Below are 18,950 nucleotides of genomic sequence, written 5' to 3'. Positions count from 1 at the left end.
GCGGTATTCATCCCCCTTACGCCTCTGGAGTGTAAGCATAAACAAGTCTAGTAAAAAACAAAGGAACCTTCCCGTATAATGGAAGGTTCCAGGAACGGGAGGTTGATTAGAACTCTACGACTTTTCCTGTTTCAGCCGATTTATAAATCGCTTCTAAGATTTGCGTCACCACGTAAGCCTGTTCAGGCTTCACAAGCGGCTCCGTGTCATTCAGAATACACTCCAGCCATTGTCTCGCTTCCTTCACGCCGTCCTCTTCGGCTCCGGGACCGAAATAGGCAATACCTCCGCTGACGGACGGCTTCGTTTCCACCAGCTGCCCATGCTTCACGCTGTTGAAGTTCACATCCGACTTGCCCATGACGGAGCTTGCTCTCATCTCCGCTCCGCCCTCCGTGCCGCAAAGCGTTGTCATCGCTTCTCTCGAATCCGTTGTATTTAACGCCCAGGCCGACTCCAGAAAGATGGTGGCGCCGTTTTCCATTTTAATAAAACCAAAAGCGGAGTCCTCGACCTTATAGCTTTCCGGGTCCCAAGGGCCAAGCATATTGCCTTCGTATTTATCCGCCATCTTATGGAACACGGAGCCGGATACGGATACGGGCTTATAGTTGTCCATGAACCATAACGCCAAATCCAGCGCATGGGTGCCCAAATCGATCAATGGCCCGCCGCCTTGCTGCTCCTTGTCGAGAAATACGCCCCATGTCGGAACCCCGCGTCTGCGGACGGCATGCGCTTTGGCCACATAGATATCGCCAAGCTCGCCTTCGCGGCAAGCTTTATAAAGGGCCTGTGAATCGTTGCGGAACCGGTTCTGATAGCCGATTGTCAGCTTCTTGCCCGTCCGCTCCGCGGCATCGACCATTTTCTTCGCTTCTGCGGAGTTAATCGCCATCGGCTTCTCGCACATGACATGCTTGCCCGCTTCCAGCGCATCCACGCTAATATAGGAGTGCTGCAGGTTAGGCGTGAGTACATGTACAACATCGATAGAGCTATCCTTCAGCAGCTCCTTGTAGTCGGTATAAACCTTGGCGTTCTCCCCGCCAAAGTCCTTGGCCGCCTTTTGCGCGCGCTCCTCCACGATATCGCAGAACGCGACCATTTCTCCCAAATGCGGCAGCTTGGCCAGCGACGGCATATGCTTTTGGACGGCGATACCGCCGCAGCCGATGATGCCGATTCTTAATTTTTGGTTTGTCATTTAGAATCCACCTCCTGTTCTTATAAGTACTTTCTGATCATCTCTAAATCCTGGCGGATGCTGGCGAACTTATCGGCGGATTCTCCCTCGTTCTCCACCAAAGCGTAACGCACATGTCCCATGGAACGGATCTGCTCGTAAACGGCTGCGAAATCGAATCGGCCGGTGCCAAGATCAACGAAATCCTGAGGGCCTACATATTTCTGATAAGCCTCGAACGGACTCTGCATATTGTCGCCTTCCCGCTCTGCCGCCTCCAATATATTTAGCTGGCCCTTAAGCTCGTGAGCCAAATCCTTCTGGTGAACGATATCGCAGCGCTCTCCAAGCTTCCGGAGGACGGCAACGGGATCGAGTCCCGCGCGCATCACCCATGCCATATCGACCTCGAATTTCAAATAGGAAGGATCGGTATTTTCCAGCAGAACATCAAACAGCGTTTCGTCGCCGACGGATTTGAATTCATGGGCATGGTTGTGCAGATAGAACTGGAAGCCGTTATCCTTCATTTTTTTGCCAATCCGGTTCATTTGTTCCGCGGCTCTAAGCGTATCCTCCCGATTGGAGATCCAGACGGAAGGCAGCACAATACGTTCGCAGCCGATACCGCCGTAATAGCTCATCAGGCCATCCCAATCATTCGCCAGCAGATCTGCCCCCGGTTGTGCGCCTTCGTGAACCGCTATGGCGGTAAGGCCAAGCTCCCGGCATTTGTCCCGCAGCGACTCCATCGGAATCTCGTCGATATATCGCGTGAAGGCCTTCATGTTGAAGCCGATCAGCTCGATATTCTCATACCCTGCTTCCGCAACCTTTCGCAAAGTGCCAAAGTAATCCTCGCCAAGCTCCCTATACACCGAAAAAATATTAATGCCCGCTTTGATCGTCATTTCCTAGCCGGCCTCCTCAAAAGAATTTATCGTTCATCTGTATCATAACGAACTAGTGGCGATCTCTCTTTCGCGTAACCGACATCATTCTTTTAAATTTCCGCACATTGGGATAATTAGAGCTGATTAAGCTGTGCCAGGAGTCCATCCAGCATCTCGTCGGTAAAAGCGCCTTGGCTGAAAGAGACCATCGCACGCAGCGGCATGTATTTCATCATCTCGGCAAACATCTCGCCCATGCCTTCGCCCAGCGCGTCGCTGTCCATCGAAGCGCCCATGCCGGACTGGAAGCTCTGAATAAGCCCTTGCACAACCGGCGCCCGATCGGGATCGCTCATCAGGTCGGCGAGCAGCGTGCTGCGTTCGACTTTCGTTTTTACTTTAACGGTAGACTCGACGATAAGCGTATCGCTCAGCGCAATATCCTCGGAGGAACGCCCGATCAGGATTTCATATTGGCCCGATTCGACATGCCAGTCTTTAAGCAGCACGTTGTAATAGGCGAAGGAGCGTTTGTCCAGCGTCAACGTTACCGTTGTTGCCTCGCCTGGCTGCAAGTCGACCTTTGCGAATCCTTTCAGCTCTTTCGTTGGACGCATGACGGTGCTCTCCACATCCCGTACATACAGCTGCACGATTTCTTTCCCCGCCCGGGTGCCGGTATTCTGCACGGTTACCTGTACCTCCAGGGTATCCGTGTCCCGCATTTCCTTACGGCTCAGCAAGAGGTTGGAATACGCAAACGACGTATAGCTAAGCCCGTGTCCAAACGGGAACAGCGGCTTTACCTGCTTCGTATCGTAATAGCGGTACCCGACGAAAATCCCCTCCCGGTATTCCACGCGATTGCCTTCGCCGGGGAAGAACAGGAACGAAGGGTTGTCGCTCAGCTTGACCGGGAACGTCTCGGCCAGCTTGCCGCTTGGATTTACAATGCCGAACAAGACATCCGCAATCGCGCCGCCAACGGCTTGGCCGCCCAAATAAGCTTTAAGCACCGCCCCCGCGTGGCCAATCCAAGGCATTTCAACCGGGGAACCGCACAGCAGAACAACCACCACGTTGCTTTGCACGGCGGCAATCGCCTCGATAAGCTGATTTTGATTGGCGGGCATCCGCAGGTGCTTGCGGTCATAGCCTTCGGATTCATAACGGTCCGGCAATCCCGCAAAAATGACGGCGGCATCGGCGGCTTTGGCCGCTTCGATTGCCTGCTCCAGCATACTCTCGTCGGTATCGTCTCTATCAACAGGATAGCCTTGCGCGTACGCAACGGAAGCGGCATCGCCCGCAAGCCTTTGAATTTCCTCTAGCGGCACATCAATCTGTGTTGGCCTAATATGGGAGCTGCCGCCGCCTTGGTATCTTGGCTTTTGCGCGAATGCGCCAATAACGGCCAATTTACGGTTTTGCTGCAGCGGGAGCAGGCTTTGTTCGTTTTTCAGCAGCACCATCGTTTCCCCGGCAACCTTCCGGGCAAGGGCATGATGCTCCGCACGGTCGTAATCGGCCTCCGGCTTCCGGTTATCCACGCTCTTGAAGATAAGGTTCAAAATCCGTTCAACCGCTCGGTCGAGCACCTCTTCGGACAGCTGGCCGCTTTGGACGGCCGCAACGATTTTGCGGTCGTTAACGCCGCCGCTTGACGGCATCTCCAGCTCTTGACCGGCAGCGAGGCCGTCCACGCGGTTATTGTTCGCTCCCCAATCCGTCACGACAAGGCCCTCATGGCCCCATTCATCCTTCAAAATATCCGTAAGCAAGTATGGATTCTCGGAAGCATACGTACCGTTCACCTTGTTATAAGCGCTCATGACGGTCCAAGGCTGAGCCTTGCGTACCGCGCCTTCAAAGCTGGCCAAGTATATTTCGCGCAGCGTACGCTCATCCACAACCGCATCCACGCCCATCCGGCGGTGCTCCTGGTTGTTAACGGCGAAATGCTTCAGCGAAGTGCCGACCCCTTGGCTTTGCACGCCGTTAATATGGCTGGCCGCCATCTCGGAGGACAAATAAGGATCCTCGGAAAAATATTCGAAGTTGCGTCCGCATAGCGGCGAGCGTTTAATATTGGCTCCGGGTCCAAGCAGAACGGCGACATTCTCCGCCTGGCATTCCTCGCCAAGCGCCTCGCCGACTTTTCCGATCAGCTCGCGGTCCCAAGAGCTTGCCATCCCGGCGGCAGACGGGAAGCAGGTCGCCGGCACGCTCTCGAAAATGCCAAGATGATCCGTTCCGCCTTGCTGCTTGCGTAGTCCATGCGGTCCGTCCGTAACCATAATGCTTGGAATGCCTAAACGCTCCACGCCTTTAAGCCGCCAAAAATCGAGACCCGAGCACATGCCCGCTTTCTCTTCCAGTGTCATCTCGGCAAGTAGTGCCTGAATATCGCGCTTCATCTAAAATCCCCCTTAAAAGAATCTTCACCGTTCTCGCCTTCATTTTCGCATGAATGCGCTTACTTTTATGGTATAATAGTCAGAAAAATTGTACCATTCTGAGGTGGGTATAACGTGGAGCAGGCCATTTATTCACGCAATCTTTCTCAACTATGCAAGCTGATTCAGGAGAGCTGCTGCCTTCCCGTTTTTTACGCCCAGAACAAGCAGCCTTTCATAGACGCAGCTGCCGCAGCAGGCATTCCGTTAAGCCCCCTATTTCCCGATCTCGAAGGGCTGGCTCAATCGCTTCTCACGCCGGAAGCGGAATATCCTTCGATCCGAACAACCAACTTTTGGGAGCAGTTCATCATTATCCCCGTTAAGCATGAAGCCGAAAGCAAGGCTTTTATTATCGTTGGCCCCTCCATCGAGAAGCTCCCCCCGGAAGAGCATAGGGCCAAGCAGCTGAACGATTATCGGATCCCATACCGGGACAAGCCCAACTGGACCGCTTATTGGGAAAGCTTGCCCACGGTCAATAGGATGCGTCTGCTTCATACCTGCGTGCTCACCAACCTGCTCGTGAATCAAGAGACGCTGGAAATTACCGACGTGCTTGAATACAGCTTCAAGTACGCGCAGCCGCAAGCTTTCAAAAGGGATGTCGAACGGAACATATCCGCCCGCCGGGAGTCGCTTATCTTTCACCAAAGCATGATGGAGGAACGGAAGTTTTTTAATTTCATTCGGGTTGGAGACCCGGCAGGGCTGATCATCAAACTAGCCGAATTTTCTTATGAGGAAGCCGGCGTCTTATCCAAACGCAGTCATATCCGCAGTCTCAAAAACCTGGCGATTTGCGGTATCGCGCTAGGGATGCGGGCAGCTATTGAAGGAGGCTTATACGAGGAACAAGCTTACATGCTGAGCGATTTGTACATTCAGCAAATTGAGGAGCTTCATGACATCCAGACGGTGAAGGCTGCCATGGAGGGCGCGCTGCTGGATTTTGCGGAAAGGGTCAAACACAGCCGGAACCCTATTCTGTCTAGGCCCGTCAAGGCTTGCCGGGAATACATCTACACCCATCTCTACGAAGAGATCACGGTAGACAAGCTGGCGGCCGTATCGGGGCTGAATAGCGGCTACTTAATGCATCTGTTCAAAAAAGAAACCGGCCAAACCATCGCTTGCTATGTTCAAAAAGAAAGAATCGAAGAGGCCAAAAAGCTGCTCCAAATGACCGGAGATACCATCTCCTCGATTGGGTCCCGCCTTGGCTTCTACGATCAGGCGCATTTCATCAAAGTGTTCAAGAAGCACGCGGGAATGACGCCGAAGCATTACCGGGCTACTCTGTAGAAAGGATAGGGGTGTCACCTCAGCCATCGGCTTTGGGACACCCCTTTCATTTATACATGCAAAAAAAAAATTTAACAAAAACCGATCTTTGGGAAGGAGTAAAACCCGCTGATCCCCCCTCCGATCCCGTTATTACCGCAAGTTTCGAAAAAATCTGCCAGCGGGAATCGGCAAGCCGCTTCCTCATCTCTTTGCCTGTCCGAAACACTGCGATAACACAGGGCGAGTAACATGGACAAAAACAGGCTTTATCCAACCCAATACGAGAAAAACTACTCAACGTGTTACGGAAGGATTTGATTGAGATGCGAAATAAAAAATGGTTGAAACAAATGCTTTATTCCCATTTGGCCATCCTGTGCAGCTTTGGAGCTGCGATTATCTGCATCACATACGCCGTCACATACAGCGATCTGATTCGGGATACTAGGAAGTCAAACAGCGAGTATGCCAGCCATGTGGTCGACAGTATGACGACGTCCTTAAAGAATTTAGAACGGTCATTAGCCGGGCAGATAGTCAAAAACCAAGCAATCAACGATTTTTTTAACAATGACGGAGGCGACGGTGCAGCAAAACTGATCAACTATAACGCTTCCAACGAGATAGACAACATTCGCAACAACCCCTTGATTCATTCCGTGTATTTCTTCCGAAGCAAGGACCAGGAAGTGCTGACGGGTGGTTACATCACGAGCCTTTCCCGGTTTAAGGACAATCGTTTCATCCTAGAATTGCAAAACAATCCCCCTGCCTCCCGGTGGTCGTCCCTCCGGACTTATAGCGAATTTCCTTTAATCGATCCTCCCGAGCGAATTATATCCATGACCCAAAAAATAGGATCCGAGGGTTGGATCATCTTGAATGTAAAGGCCGACCTGCTGCTGGCTGCTGCCGACAATCTCAGAACCCATTCCCGCAGCTTCATGAACATTTCGGATGACCAGGGGCTGCCCATTTATTCAACCGGGCCTGACAACGGCTCTACCAAGCTGTCGACCCGGATCTACTCCAATTATACGGGTTGGACTTTTTCGAGCGGGATATCCGGCGAGCACTTACTCGGACAAGCTGCCTTGTTGTCCTTGTATCCCTTGACCATCATTGTATTAACCCTGGCTGCCATCGTAGCGGTGATTCTGTATGTTACCCGAAGAAGTTATCGGCCCATCGAGCATATGATGACGAGGGTTTCTTCCTACCGCCAGGAGCTTAAAACCTCCGGCGACGATGAGTTTGCCATTCTGGAGCAGGCTTTCGACGATATGCTGATCCGGATGAATCAAATTGATCTTCAGGAAGCCGAGAACTTGCAGTACAGACGAAGGCAATTTTTCATCGAGCTGCAGGATTACGAGAACGTCGTCCCGGCCGAGGAATGGCAAAACTATTTTTCCTTGTTTGATCTTCCGAACAATGGCAGCCTGGTCATCGTCATTTTGGAAATCGATAAATACGTCCCTTTGATGCGCAAGAATCGTCAGAACATGCTCGATTCCAAGCAGCGGCTGGAAAAGCTGGCAGCGGAGTGGCCGAATTTACAGGCCCGAACCGTCGCTTATCATTGGATTTCAGCCGACAGGCTGACCCTGCTGATTGACGTTTCCCCGGATCCGGAGCACGGACCTGAAGGGCTTGATGAGCCGCTGCAAACCGTGGTTCATGCCCTCGAGCTGCTCCGGATCCGTTCCGAAAGCGAACTAGTGTTTACTACCACTATGGGTGTCGGTTCCCCGGTACCGGAGCTGCCGCAAATTAAAGAGTCTTTTGGCGAAGCCCTGACCGCCCTGCAATATAAAATGACCGCAGGCAGCAATCGGATTCTCGTATATCCGGACATAAGGGACCGGGAGGAATCCGTTAACCCGCTTTATTTCAAGCGGGTAGAGGATTTAGTTCACCATTTCCGGATTCAGCAGCTGGAATGGAAAAACGATTTTTCCCGGATCTTCGATCTTCTGGAGGACCAATTGCTGAAGAACGAAGAAATGCAGCTCCTCTTCAATTATCTGACGCACCGCTTCGCACGGGAGATGGAGGATACCTCGCCAACGGTCAATGAATATTGGCATATGGTTATTTATCCCCGGATGAGCGAAGCGCTCAAAGAAATGGAGGAAACCCCTGAAATCCGGATGTTGTTCAGCGGGCTGCTTGATCAGCTTTACGAGCAATACAACGTTATGCTGGAGTCCAGAAGCAAAGATCACCTGATATACGAGGTCAGACAATATATTGAAGACCATTTCAACGACTTTGATCTGTCCCTGAAATCCATAAGCGACCGCTTCGGCATTAACGGGAAATACGCCAGCCAATTGTTCAAGGAAAAATTCGGGGTTAAGTTCGTCGATTTTCTAATTGGGCTGCGGGTAGATCAAGCGCAAAAACTGCTGCGGGAAACCAACGATTCGATAAACGAAATTTCGCGGCTGGTTGGCTATGAGCACGTCATTTCTTTTGGAAGAATATTCAAGAAAATGGTTGGCTTGTCTCCCGGCGATTACCGCAAGCTGATGCGGAACGCGGAGAGTCAGGCTGGCCCCATAAATAAGCCAAATGCCCTTCAGTCCGGCCGCGTATAGCTTTTTGCATGCTGTCTGAATAAGGTTTATTTGCTCCAATGGCGCCTCGCGGGCGCCATTTCTGCTCTTTTGTATAGGCCGCGGAAACTTGTAAATTGTCTCGCTTCACCCACTCAGGCTATAACGGAATTGCAACTCCAAATTTTATGGCGAGGTGAAAAAAGGTTTATGAGAAAAAGAGCGTTGAGCTACGCGTTGTTGGCCGCCATGGCTATCGGCTTTTTGGGCGGATGTTCGTCCGGAAGCGGAAACGAAGCTGATGGCGCGGCGTCCGCGGATGCGGGCAAGGCAGATACGGGTAAGCAGGTAACCTTAAAGGTCGGCATTTTCGACCGCGGGAATGCTCCCGCGGGGTACACAGCTACGGATAACTATTGGACGGACTACGCTCAAAAAAATTTCGGCGATCCCAACCATATTAAAGTGGAGTTTGTTCCGATTCCGCGCAACGATGCCTCCGACAAAGTCAATGTCATGATGACTAGCGGCGACGCGCCGGATATCGTATTCGCCAGCACCAACGTACTGACGCCTTATGGTTACGCCAAGGATGGCGGTCTGCTTCCGCTCGATTCGCTTATCGACCAATATGGTCCGAACCTTAAAACGTATTTGGGAGACGCGCTGGACGTCGGCAAGGTTGACGGGGTGCAATATTCGATTCCCGGACGCCGCGTCAACACGGGCAAATACGAAAACCTGATCCGCAAGGATTGGCTGGACAAGCTTGGCCTGCCGATGCCCCAAACCACGGAGCAGGTGTATGAAACGCTGAAGGCTTTTAAAGAAAAAGATCCGGGACAAACGGGCGGTAAAGTGATTCCTCTCGGCTTGTCTCTGACGCCGGCCTCCCTTGAACCGATCGTCTGGTCATTTATTCAGGACGGCCTTACGGACGAGCAGCGCTACACCCTGTCGGAAAATCTCGGTTATCCGCTGCTGCTGCCTGGACATAAGGACGCCGTGAAGTTTTTGAACAAGCTCTACAATGAAGGCCTCGTCAGTCCCGACTTTGCGCTTGATAAAGATGAAAAACAGGTCTTCCAGGATGTCATGAACGGAAAAGTCGGCATGTACAGCGATAACTTGGGCAATGCCTACGCGGACAATCCCGGCATCGCCAAGGTACTGACGCAAAACGTTCCGGGTGCGAATCTGGTTCCTGTTGACCCTTACACCAACAATGCCGGCAAGCACTTGAAGCCGGAATATGATCCTACAGGCTTCTTCCTGATGGTTCCGGCTTCCAGCAAACGCGGCGTTGAAGCCATCAAATATCTGGACTGGATGGCTCAGCCGGATGTGCTCTTAACGCTGATGAACGGCATCGAAGGCGAAGATTATACGATGGTGGACGGTTTGCCTCAGCGCGTACAATCGGACGAAACCAGCAAGCGGATGTTTAATTCGGCGGATATGGCCATGATTACGCAGGGCGAGGATTTCGGCAGCAACGAGAAAAACTGGGCCGCGGCCGCGGCTGCCGTGCCAGAGCCATTCCGGAAGAGTGTGATCGACGCTTACAAAATGTCGCTGACCGACACGACCCGTTATGCCAACTTCACCACGCCGATCGAAGCGGAAAACAAATATATGCCGGCGCTGAGAGACAAATATGATCAGCTTATCGTGAAAAGCATTATGGCCAAACCTGCAGACTTCGACAAGGTTTACGAAGATCTCCTTAAAGATTATATGGCAAGCGGCGGCGATGCCATTGTCAAAGAACGCACGGAAGCCTACAAAGCAATGGCGAAATGATGGCTGTCTAATCAAACATGTGGAGGCTCGGAATGAAACAACTGTGGCTTTACTTTTTGCGGAATTGGCAATTGTATGTCCTGCTGCTTGGTCCGGTCGCCTATTTTCTAGTCTTTAAATACGGCCCGATGTACGGCATCCTGATTGCTTTTCAAGATTTCAACCTCTTCAAAGGAGTGATGGGCAGTCCCTGGGTCGGGTTCGACGTGTTCCGCGAGGTTTTTGGCATGAGCGCCTTTTACAAGGCGCTCCGGAACACTTTCATGCTGAATCTGACGGACCTGCTTTTTTCGTTCCCTGCCCCTATTCTGCTTGCGCTGCTCCTTAATGAGCTTAGCCGGGCAAGGTTCAAAAAATGGGCCCAAACCATCTTGTATCTGCCTCATTTTTTATCCTGGGTCATTATCGGCGGCATCATGCTTCAAGTCTTCGCTACCAATACGGGGATTGTTAATCTGCTGCTGGGACATCTGGGCATTGATCCGATCCCGTTTCTGACCAATAAATACAACTGGCTGATCACCTATCTGGTTGTAGGAGTGTGGCAAAGCGCAGGCTGGGGAACAATCGTTTATCTGGCGGCCATTACAGGCATCAATTCCGAGCTTTATGAGGCTGCGGCCGTGGATGGAGCGGGACGTTTCCGGAAAATGTGGTCCGTTACGCTGCCGGGCATCCGGCCGACCGTTGTGGTGCTGCTTATTCTCAAGATCGGGGAAATCGTGCAAATCAGCTTTGACCGGCCGTATGTTATCGGAAATGTTAGCGTTCTGGATTTCTCGGAAGTAATCAGCACGTTTGTCTATAAGACCGGGGTTCAGACGGCCGACTTCTCCCTCGCAACAGCGGTGGGGCTGTTCCAGGCCGTGGTAGGCATCATCCTGCTGCTTGCGGCAAATCGGATCGCGAAGAAAATAACGGGTAACGGAGTGTTCTGATGAAAGCTATAAACCCTAGACGGACCGTTCCGTCGGCAGCAGGTGTATTCGAACTCATTAATATAGGGATCATCACCGTGCTGGTTATTTTGTGCCTGGCCCCTTTGCTTCATATCGCCTCCATGTCGCTTAGCTCCAACCGGACTATTCTTTCCGGAGAGGTAACGGTGTTCCCGCTCGAAATCAATTTCGAAGCTTATCGGAAAATTTTCCAGGATGCTTCCATGATCCGTTCGCTTCTGCTGTCGTTGGGATTGACGGCGAGTTATACCGCCTTGTCCATGCTGATGACCGTGTTTGCCGCTTATCCGCTCTCCAAGCGGCTGAAGGGCGGAAAGTTCATCATGTTCCTAATCGTATTCACGATGTTTTTCAGCGGCGGCACCATTCCGGATTATCTGCTGATCCGGGGCCTGCATTTGACCAATCATCTCGGATCGCTGCTGCTGCCTGCGATGATTAATCCGTTTTTCATGATCATTCTTATTACTTTCCTTCGTTCACTGCCCGGCGGGCTGCTTGAAGCCGCCGAAATAGACGGCAGCAGTCATTTCCGTACCCTGACCCGGATTGTCCTGCCGCTTTCGCTGCCGGCGCTGGCGACGCTCAGCTTGTTCTACGCTGTGGGCCGCTGGAACGGGTTCATGGACGCCTTGATGTACATTACGGATCCGAAGCTGTACCCCATTCAGCTGAAGCTGTATCAGGTTGTCATGAACAGCATGACCAACGATCCTTTGTCGATGCAGGGCGATCAGGTCGTTTCCGTCTTGCCCGAAAGCATCAAAGCGGCAAGCATTATGTTTGCCACGGTGCCGATTCTGCTTGTTTATCCCTGGCTGCAAAAATATTTTATCTCCGGCGTCATGATCGGGGCCGTAAAGGAGTAGCGCAAAGTGAGGAACAAAGGCGACTTTTCGTTTTCTACTTGCTGGAACATTAAGAAACATCGGAATGGCAAGGCGATGCTGGAAGAAATCATGGAGCTCGGCTTCCAACATGTCGAGTTGAATTATAACGTCACGCGGGAGCATCTGGCCACGATCGAACCGATGATCGAACGCGGCACCATCGGCGTATCCAGCGTTCACCATGCTTTTCCGTTCATTGACGACAAGGATTTCGACACGGATTCGCCCATGCTTGGTTATGAAGAGGAGGACAAACGGAGACGGGCGGTCGATCTGCTTAAGCAATCCGTTGAATATGCCGTCCGCTACGGCGCGAAAGCCGTCGTGGTACATCCCGGCGAGGTCGCGTTTCAAGGCAACATCGACGCCCGGCTTAAAGAGATTTACAAGAACCAGGGCAGAGACTCGGAGGCTTACGCTGCGCTCTGGACAACGATGCTGGAGCAAAGGCAAAGCCAGGCTCCGCAGAACCTGGAACGCATTCATCGCAGCCTGGAGGAGATCAGCGATTTCATCGGGCAGAGAGGCTACAAGGTAGCCATCGGCATCGAGACCAGGGCACGCTGCTACCAGATTCCGACGCTGCGCGAGGCCGAGTGGCTGACCAGCCGCCTGAAGGGCAGTCCCGTCGGGCTTTGGTACGACATCGGCCATGCCATGATGATGGACCGCATGGGGTTGTACGAGAACCTGCGCGACCTTCAGGAGCTTGACCTGCCTCTCGCCGGCGTGCACATTCATGAAACGATCGGGCTATCGGATCATTGGTGTCCTTATGTCCACAGCGGGAATGACGATTTCGATGTTTTCCTGGATACGATCCGTAAGGCTCCTGTCCGGGTTTACGAGCTGAAATCCGCTTGTATGCCCGAGGAGATTGAGCAAAGTCACAATCAAATCATTAACAAATTACTTACTTTGGAGGGTCAAGCCTAATGATGAATACGCAGTGGATTTCCAAATACGCGCCTTATATTTATTTTGACGACAACGAGCCTTTCTTCCCTGTCCGCGTCGGCGTTACCGTGCTGGAGGAAGCGGGTCCTTCTCCTTCTACGCGCAGAACCTTTGCTTTCGACGAGCCGGACCTTAAGTATATTATCGAGTATGCCATTTATTGGGACTACGATATTCAGCACCTGTACGAGCTGGAGCATGTATGGGTTTATGTGGGGCAAAACGACGAGGTCCTTGATTGCGACGCCAGCTTCCACGGCAGACATTTCAAAGGGCTTCTGCGTGACCGCAGCAATCTGGTTGACGGCACCCATGTCAAGCTGTACTCCCAGCCGGGCAAACATGCCTTCCTGCCTCAGGCGGACATGTTTTATCTGCTGCCGGAGTTAATGACCGCAACGGATGAATATGCGGGAAGACGCGGTCTGCTGATTACCGGTCCGTTCGATGGGGTTTATTCGACGGATGACGAAACGGATCGCAAAGTAGAGCTTTATTTGCAGAGCTTCCGATTCAAGCCTGCCATGGAATTCCGGGAATACCGCATTGATCCGGCGCTGTACGCCACTTGGGAGCAGCTTCATGCCGAGGTCCCCGTCCGAATTAAGGAGAGACTGGCCGAAATTGATGAATTTCTGGGGAGAAATGGGAAATGAACAGACAACTAAAAGTCGGAATCATTGGCTGCGGAGCTATCGCATTTGGCAAGCATTTGCCTAACTTGAGCAACCAAGAGGCCGTTGCCATTACGGCTTTCGCAGATATGGTGACCGGGAAAGCCCGGCAGGCTGCCGAAAAATACGGAACGACGGACGCTAAGGTTTACAGCGATTACCGGGAACTGCTGGCGGACTCCTCCATCGACGTTGTGCATGTTTGTACGGCAAACGATGCCCATGCCGAAATTTCCATCGCTGCACTGGAAGCAGGCAAACACGTGATGTGCGAAAAACCGATGGCCAAAACCGCTGCCGATGCCCGCCGCATGGTGGAGGCCGCCAAACGCACAGGCAAAAAACTGACCATCGGCTTTAACAATCGGTTCCGGCCGGACAGCCAGTTTTTGAAGCAGGTTTGCGACAACGGCGATCTTGGCGACATTTATTTCGCCAAAGCCCACGCGCTGCGCAGACGGGGCGTTCCCACTTGGGGCGTTTTCCTCGACAAGGACAAGCAAGGCGGCGGCCCGCTTATCGACATCGGTACCCATGCGCTGGATTTGACGCTGTGGCTCATGAACAATTACGAACCCAAGGCAGTCTTGGGAACGACTTATCAAAAGCTGGCTAACCGCAAGGGCTCGGCTAACGCGGGCGGAGCTTGGGATCCCGGCAAATTCACGGTAGAGGACTCGGCGTTTGGCATGATCGTCATGAAAAATGGCGCTACGCTGATGCTGGAGTCCAGCTGGGCACTGAATATGCTGGATACGCGCGAAGCGTTATACACGCTTTGCGGCACGGAAGGCGGCGCAGACGTGAAAGAGACGCTTCGAATTAACGGCGAAAAATACGGCCGTCTCTACGCCAATAGCATCCAATTCGACGTCAAAGGCGCGGATTTCTTTGACGGACGCAAGGAAAGCATGCATGAGCGGGAATGCCGGATGTGGATCGAAGCGATCCTGAACGATACGGAACCGGTCGTATTGCCTGAGCAAGCCTGCGTAGTCTCGGAAATTATCGAAGCTATTTATGAATCCAACCGTACCGGCGAGGCCATTTATTTTGATTGATAGAGCTGATAGAGCCCTGCCATAAGGAGGTTTTAAGAGATGATCAACGTAGCTATATTAAGCTTTTGGCATGTCCATGCCAAGGATTACGCCCTCCAGGCCGAGCAGCATCCGGAGATGGTGATCAAAGCGATCTGGGACGAGGACCCGGACCGCGGAGCCATGCAGGCTGAAGCGCGGCAGGTGCCCTTCTATGCGGATTTGGAGGAACTTCTCTCCAATCCGGAGATTGATGCCGTTATTGTCACGACTCCAACCTCGATGCACCGGGATGTGATTCAGGCGGCGGCTCGTGCCGGCAAACATATTTTCACCGAAAAAGTACTCGCCGCAACCATTCGGGAAGCCCAAGAAATTGCGGACACCGTGCAAAAAGCAGGCGTCAAGCTGACCGTTTCCCTCCCCCGGCTGAATACCCCCTTTGCCCAAGCCGCTCAGCAAGTGGCCGCCAAAGGACTGCTCGGCAGACTTACGCAGGTCCGGGTAAGAATGGCGCACAAGGGAGCGCTGTCGGAAACGGGATTGCCTCCTTACTTCTACAGCCTGGAGCAATGCGGAGGCGGCGCCATGATTGACCTGGGCTGCCATCCGATGTATTTGACCCGCCTCTTGCTGGGCATGCCGGAGAGTATCGTCTCAAGCTACGGTTATGTGACGGGGAGAGAAGTGGAAGACAACGCCGTCGCCGTATTGAGTTATGCGGACGGAGCCGTGGGCATCGTCGAAACCGGCTTTGTGAATCCGCTGTCCCCGCTAACGCTTGAAGCGCACGGCACGAAAGGAAGCATGGCCTTCAGCCTTGGGAATCGGAAGCTGATCGTGGCCAGCGTGGACAACGGGGACAAGCCGGTGATAGAGTGGCCGCTGCCGGATGCCCTGCCTTCGGATCTCGAGCAATGGGCTTTTCATATTCAGCAGAACACGATAAACACGCAGAATCTGGAGATGGCTCTTGACCTGTCCCGTCTCATGGAAGCCTCCAACCTCTCAGCCAAACTTGGCAAAGCGGTAGAGCTTTCGCAGCTGAAAACAGTGGAAGCTTGAAATGCGCTCGTGGCGCAGTAAGCAAAAAGACGCCGGGATTACTCCCGGCGTCTTTTTGTTTATTTCTCGGAAACTAGGAAGGAATCCGTCTTCCTCAGCCTATTCCCACTCGATTGTTGCTGGCGGCTTGGACGTTACGTCGTAGACGATACGGTTAACGTTGTCCACTTCGTTAACGATACGAACGGAGATTTTCTCGAGCACGTCCCAAGGGATGCGCGCCCAGTCGGCTGTCATGCCGTCGATGGACGTTACCGCGCGGATGCCGACGGTGTACGAATACGTACGAGCGTCGCCCATAACGCCAACGGACTTCATGCCAGGCAGAGCCGTGAAGTACTGCCAGATCTCGCGGTCAAGGCCCGCTTTTGCGATCTCGTCGCGCAGAATCGCATCCGATTCGCGAACGATGTGCAGCTTCTCTTCCGTTACTTCGCCCAGCACGCGGATCGCAAGACCCGGGCCCGGGAACGGCTGACGCCATACGATTTCGGCAGGCAGACCGCACTCTTCGCCGACTTTACGAACTTCGTCCTTGAACAGAGCTTTCAGAGGCTCAACAAGCTTGAACTTGATGTCTTCCGGCAATCCGCCAACGTTGTGGTGGGATTTGATCGTTTGAGCCGTAGCCGTACCGCTCTCTACGATATCCGTATACAATGTGCCTTGTGCCAGGAATTCGAAATCAGCAAATTTAGAGGATTCTTCTTGGAAAACATAAATGAATTCGTTGCCGATGATTTTGCGTTTTTGCTCAGGGTCGTCGATGCCTTTCAGCTTACCGAGGAAGCGCTCCTTTGCGTCGATCTTGACCACATGCATATCGAACTTGCCAACGAAGGTTTCCATTACGCCTTCCGCTTCGCCCTTACGCAGCAGGCCGTGATCAATGAACATGCAAGTCAGCTGGTCGCCGATCGCTTTGTGAAGCAGGATCGCGACAACGGAGGAGTCAACACCGCCGGACAAGGCGCACAGCACCTTTTTGTCGCCAACTTGGTCGCGGATTTCCCGAATGGTGTCTTCGATAAACGATTCCATCGTCCAGCTGCCTTCGCAGCCGCAGATGTTATACAGGAAGTTACGGATCATTTCGTTGCCATACACGGAGTGACGAACCTCCGGATGGAATTGTACCGCAAAGAATTTACGGTCAGGGTGGCTCATAGCAGCGATTGGAGCATGCTCGGTGCTTGCGTCGACGCGGAAGCCCGCAGGCGGCTCGACTACAAGATCGCTATGGCTCATCCATACCGTTTGACGCGCGTCCAGGCCTTTTGCCAGGTGGCTGCCTTCCGCAAAGTCCACTTCCGCTTTACCGTACTCGCGTTTGCCTGCGCGCTCTACCTTGCCTTCGAGCTGATGCGACATCATTTGCATGCCGTAGCAGATACCGAAGATCGGTACGCCCAGATCGTAAATAGCCGGATCTACCAACGGGGAATTTTGTTCGTATACGCTTGCCGGTCCTCCCGAGAATACGATGCCTTTCGGCTGCAGTTCGCGGATCCGTTCTACCGGCGTGTTAAATGGCAGCAGTTCGCTGTATACGCCCAAGTCGCGGATGCGGCGCGCGATCAGCTGGTTGTACTGTCCCCCGAAGTCGAGTACAATAATAATTTCATTCTTGTTCATTACCGAGCCTCCCTCAATTAATGTAGTAATTATATATATAGCCCTTTGGACGAGTCAAGGTAGGGGAGCATGGCAAAACCCGATTTATGTCGACATTTCGGTGGCATTATTGTAAATGAATGAGATCCGGCACGGTTACGAGCTCCATATTCTTTTCCTTCAACTTGGCAATGACCCGTCCTAACGCTTTCACGGTCCCTGTCAAATCCTCGCCTTCGCCTCCTGCGGAATGCTGCAAAACGATACTGCCGTTCTTCGTTGCATCCATAATATTGGCGTACACTTCGTCGGCGCTTAGCCCTTTCCAATCCAGGGAATCCACGTTCCAATTGATGATTTTTTTCTCCATGCTGGCCAGCCAGTTAATCTGACCCTCCGTGACCCCGCCATAAGGCGGCCTTACGAGTGACGGAAGATGGCCGATGTAGGTTTTGATGAGGATGTCGGTTTTCTCGATTTCCTCTCTGAATTGTTCATCGGACAGCTTCAAATAGTTGGGATGGCTATACGAATGATTGCCAATGGCATGTCCTTCGTTTACCATCCGCTGAAAAATATCCGGGTTCGCTTCAATCCGGTTGCCCACGACAAAAAAAGTCGCTTTGACGCCGGCCTTTTTGAGCTCGTCCAGCACCAGCGGCGTAAAGGTCTCGTCCGGACCGTCGTCAAAGGTCAGCGCCACGCGCTTTTCCATGGAGCTGCCCTGCAGCAAAAACGTGCTTTTGTACTTCTCGCGGAGTTCCGCCAGCGTCAGCGGCTCGTCCTTGCGGACGGCATCCTCCGGGCCGCCTACCAGCTCCGGTGTATCGTCTTCATTCTGTATTTGAATCGGCATTTCTTCCTCGGAATACGCATTAGGCTCAGGCAGCGCGTTCCTGCCCTGCTCCTTCTCGCGATGACTGGCGCAGCCCGCTAGCGCAGAAACAAGCAGAATGCTGGTTACGAGAGCCGCAAATAATCGAAGCATTGGAAAATCCCCCTTCTGTACGTAATCATGCTGTAGATTTCCATTTTATTAGCATGGCAACTGGCGAAGAGAGTATACATGCGGGCGGGAAAGCAACTTACACAATCGGCTTAAGGTCCCTGAGGGACTTTAAGCTGCAAAAGTAGCAGCCTCCTTTTAGTGTTAAGGTCCCTAAAGGGCCTTAACTTCTTCAAACTAGTCATTTGGATGCCGAATTTCGCGGTTTCGTGAGCTTTAAGATCCCTGAGGGACCTTAAACTGCAAAAGTAGCGGCTTTCATTTAGTGTTAAGGTCCCTAAAGGGCCTTAACTTCTTCAAACTGGTCTTTTGGCAGCCCAATTTCGCGGTTTCGTGAGTTTTAAGGTCCCTGAGGGACCTTAAGTTGCAAAAGTAGCGGCCTCCTTTTAGTGTTAAGGTCCCTAAAGGGCCTTAACTTCTTCAAACTAGTCATTTGGAAGCCCAATTTCGCGGTTTCGTGAGCTTTAAGGTCCCTGAGGGACCTTAAGTTGCAAAAGTAGCGGCCTCCTTTTAGTGTTAAGGTCCCTAAAGGGCCTTAACTTCTTCAAACTAGTCATTT

General features: G+C 52.5%; 14 protein-coding genes. 9 read left to right on the top strand and 5 right to left on the bottom strand.

Features of this window, described 5'->3' with window-relative positions:
- Positions 1-106: 106 nt before the first annotated feature.
- The 3 genes from EV294_RS20415 to EV294_RS20405 form a co-directional block, all read right to left on the bottom strand.
- Entirely contained in the window at positions 107-1,207 is a 1,101-nt protein-coding gene (locus EV294_RS20415) for a Gfo/Idh/MocA family protein (RefSeq protein ID WP_132310120.1), read from the bottom strand.
- A gap of 20 nt (positions 1,208-1,227) precedes the next feature.
- Positions 1,228-2,097, bottom strand: a complete 870-nt coding sequence (locus EV294_RS20410; RefSeq protein WP_132310118.1) for a sugar phosphate isomerase/epimerase family protein — start codon at positions 2,095-2,097, stop codon at positions 1,228-1,230.
- Between the two features lie 116 nt (positions 2,098-2,213).
- Positions 2,214-4,496, bottom strand: coding sequence for a beta-glucosidase (locus EV294_RS20405; RefSeq protein WP_132310116.1), 2,283 nt, complete (start codon positions 4,494-4,496; stop codon positions 2,214-2,216).
- A 114-nt stretch (positions 4,497-4,610) separates the two neighbouring features.
- Between EV294_RS20405 and EV294_RS20400 the strand changes: the two genes are divergently transcribed.
- The 9 genes from EV294_RS20400 to EV294_RS20360 all read left to right on the top strand — a co-directional run bounded on the left by EV294_RS20400 (position 4,611) and on the right by EV294_RS20360 (position 15,771).
- The gene (locus tag EV294_RS20400) at positions 4,611-5,840 is read left to right on the top strand and encodes a helix-turn-helix domain-containing protein (RefSeq protein ID WP_132310114.1); all 1,230 of its coding nucleotides are present in this window, start codon (positions 4,611-4,613) and stop codon (positions 5,838-5,840) included.
- Between the two features lie 305 nt (positions 5,841-6,145).
- A complete protein-coding gene (locus EV294_RS20395; RefSeq protein WP_132310112.1) occupies positions 6,146-8,425 on the top strand; it encodes a helix-turn-helix domain-containing protein in 2,280 nt (759 codons plus the stop codon).
- Positions 8,426-8,593: 168 nt separating this feature from the next.
- Positions 8,594-10,186 carry an extracellular solute-binding protein gene (locus EV294_RS20390; protein ID WP_132310110.1) on the top strand — a complete coding sequence of 531 codons (1,593 nt, stop codon included), beginning with the start codon at positions 8,594-8,596 and terminating at the stop codon, positions 10,184-10,186.
- Between the two features lie 32 nt (positions 10,187-10,218).
- Positions 10,219-11,124 carry an ABC transporter permease gene (locus EV294_RS20385; protein WP_243711729.1) on the top strand — a complete coding sequence of 302 codons (906 nt, stop codon included), beginning with the start codon at positions 10,219-10,221 and terminating at the stop codon, positions 11,122-11,124.
- Positions 11,124-12,014 (top strand): carbohydrate ABC transporter permease, encoded by an 891-nt coding sequence (locus EV294_RS20380; protein ID WP_132310106.1) that lies wholly within the window; start codon positions 11,124-11,126, stop codon positions 12,012-12,014. Before EV294_RS20385 ends, EV294_RS20380 begins: the two co-directional genes overlap by 1 nt.
- 6 nt (positions 12,015-12,020) lie before the next feature.
- Positions 12,021-12,971 (top strand): sugar phosphate isomerase/epimerase family protein, encoded by a 951-nt coding sequence (locus tag EV294_RS20375; protein ID WP_243711728.1) that lies wholly within the window; start codon positions 12,021-12,023, stop codon positions 12,969-12,971.
- On the top strand, positions 12,971-13,648 hold the full coding sequence (locus EV294_RS20370; protein ID WP_207918171.1) for a hypothetical protein: 678 nt from the start codon (positions 12,971-12,973) through the stop codon (positions 13,646-13,648). Before EV294_RS20375 ends, EV294_RS20370 begins: the two co-directional genes overlap by 1 nt.
- Complete coding sequence (locus tag EV294_RS20365) at positions 13,645-14,727, top strand: Gfo/Idh/MocA family protein (RefSeq protein ID WP_132310104.1); 1,083 nt, start codon at positions 13,645-13,647, stop codon at positions 14,725-14,727. Before EV294_RS20370 ends, EV294_RS20365 begins: the two co-directional genes overlap by 4 nt.
- 39 nt (positions 14,728-14,766) lie before the next feature.
- A complete protein-coding gene (locus EV294_RS20360) occupies positions 14,767-15,771 on the top strand; it encodes a Gfo/Idh/MocA family protein (RefSeq protein WP_132310102.1) in 1,005 nt (334 codons plus the stop codon).
- Between the two features lie 99 nt (positions 15,772-15,870).
- Here the strand turns inward: EV294_RS20360 and guaA are convergent, their stop codons facing one another.
- Positions 15,871-17,406, bottom strand: coding sequence for a glutamine-hydrolyzing GMP synthase (guaA, locus tag EV294_RS20355; protein ID WP_132310100.1), 1,536 nt, complete (start codon positions 17,404-17,406; stop codon positions 15,871-15,873).
- Between the two features lie 106 nt (positions 17,407-17,512).
- Positions 17,513-18,373: a polysaccharide deacetylase family protein gene (locus tag EV294_RS20350; protein WP_132310098.1), complete on the bottom strand. Its 861-nt coding sequence runs from the start codon at positions 18,371-18,373 to the stop codon at positions 17,513-17,515.
- Positions 18,374-18,950: the final 577 nt, after the last annotated feature.

The organism is Paenibacillus sp. BK033, from assembly GCF_004345425.1.
Classification (GTDB): Bacteria; Bacillota; Bacilli; order Paenibacillales; family Paenibacillaceae; genus Pristimantibacillus.
Note: the sequence above shows the minus strand (reverse complement) of the source record. Positions and strands in the feature narration are given on the sequence as shown.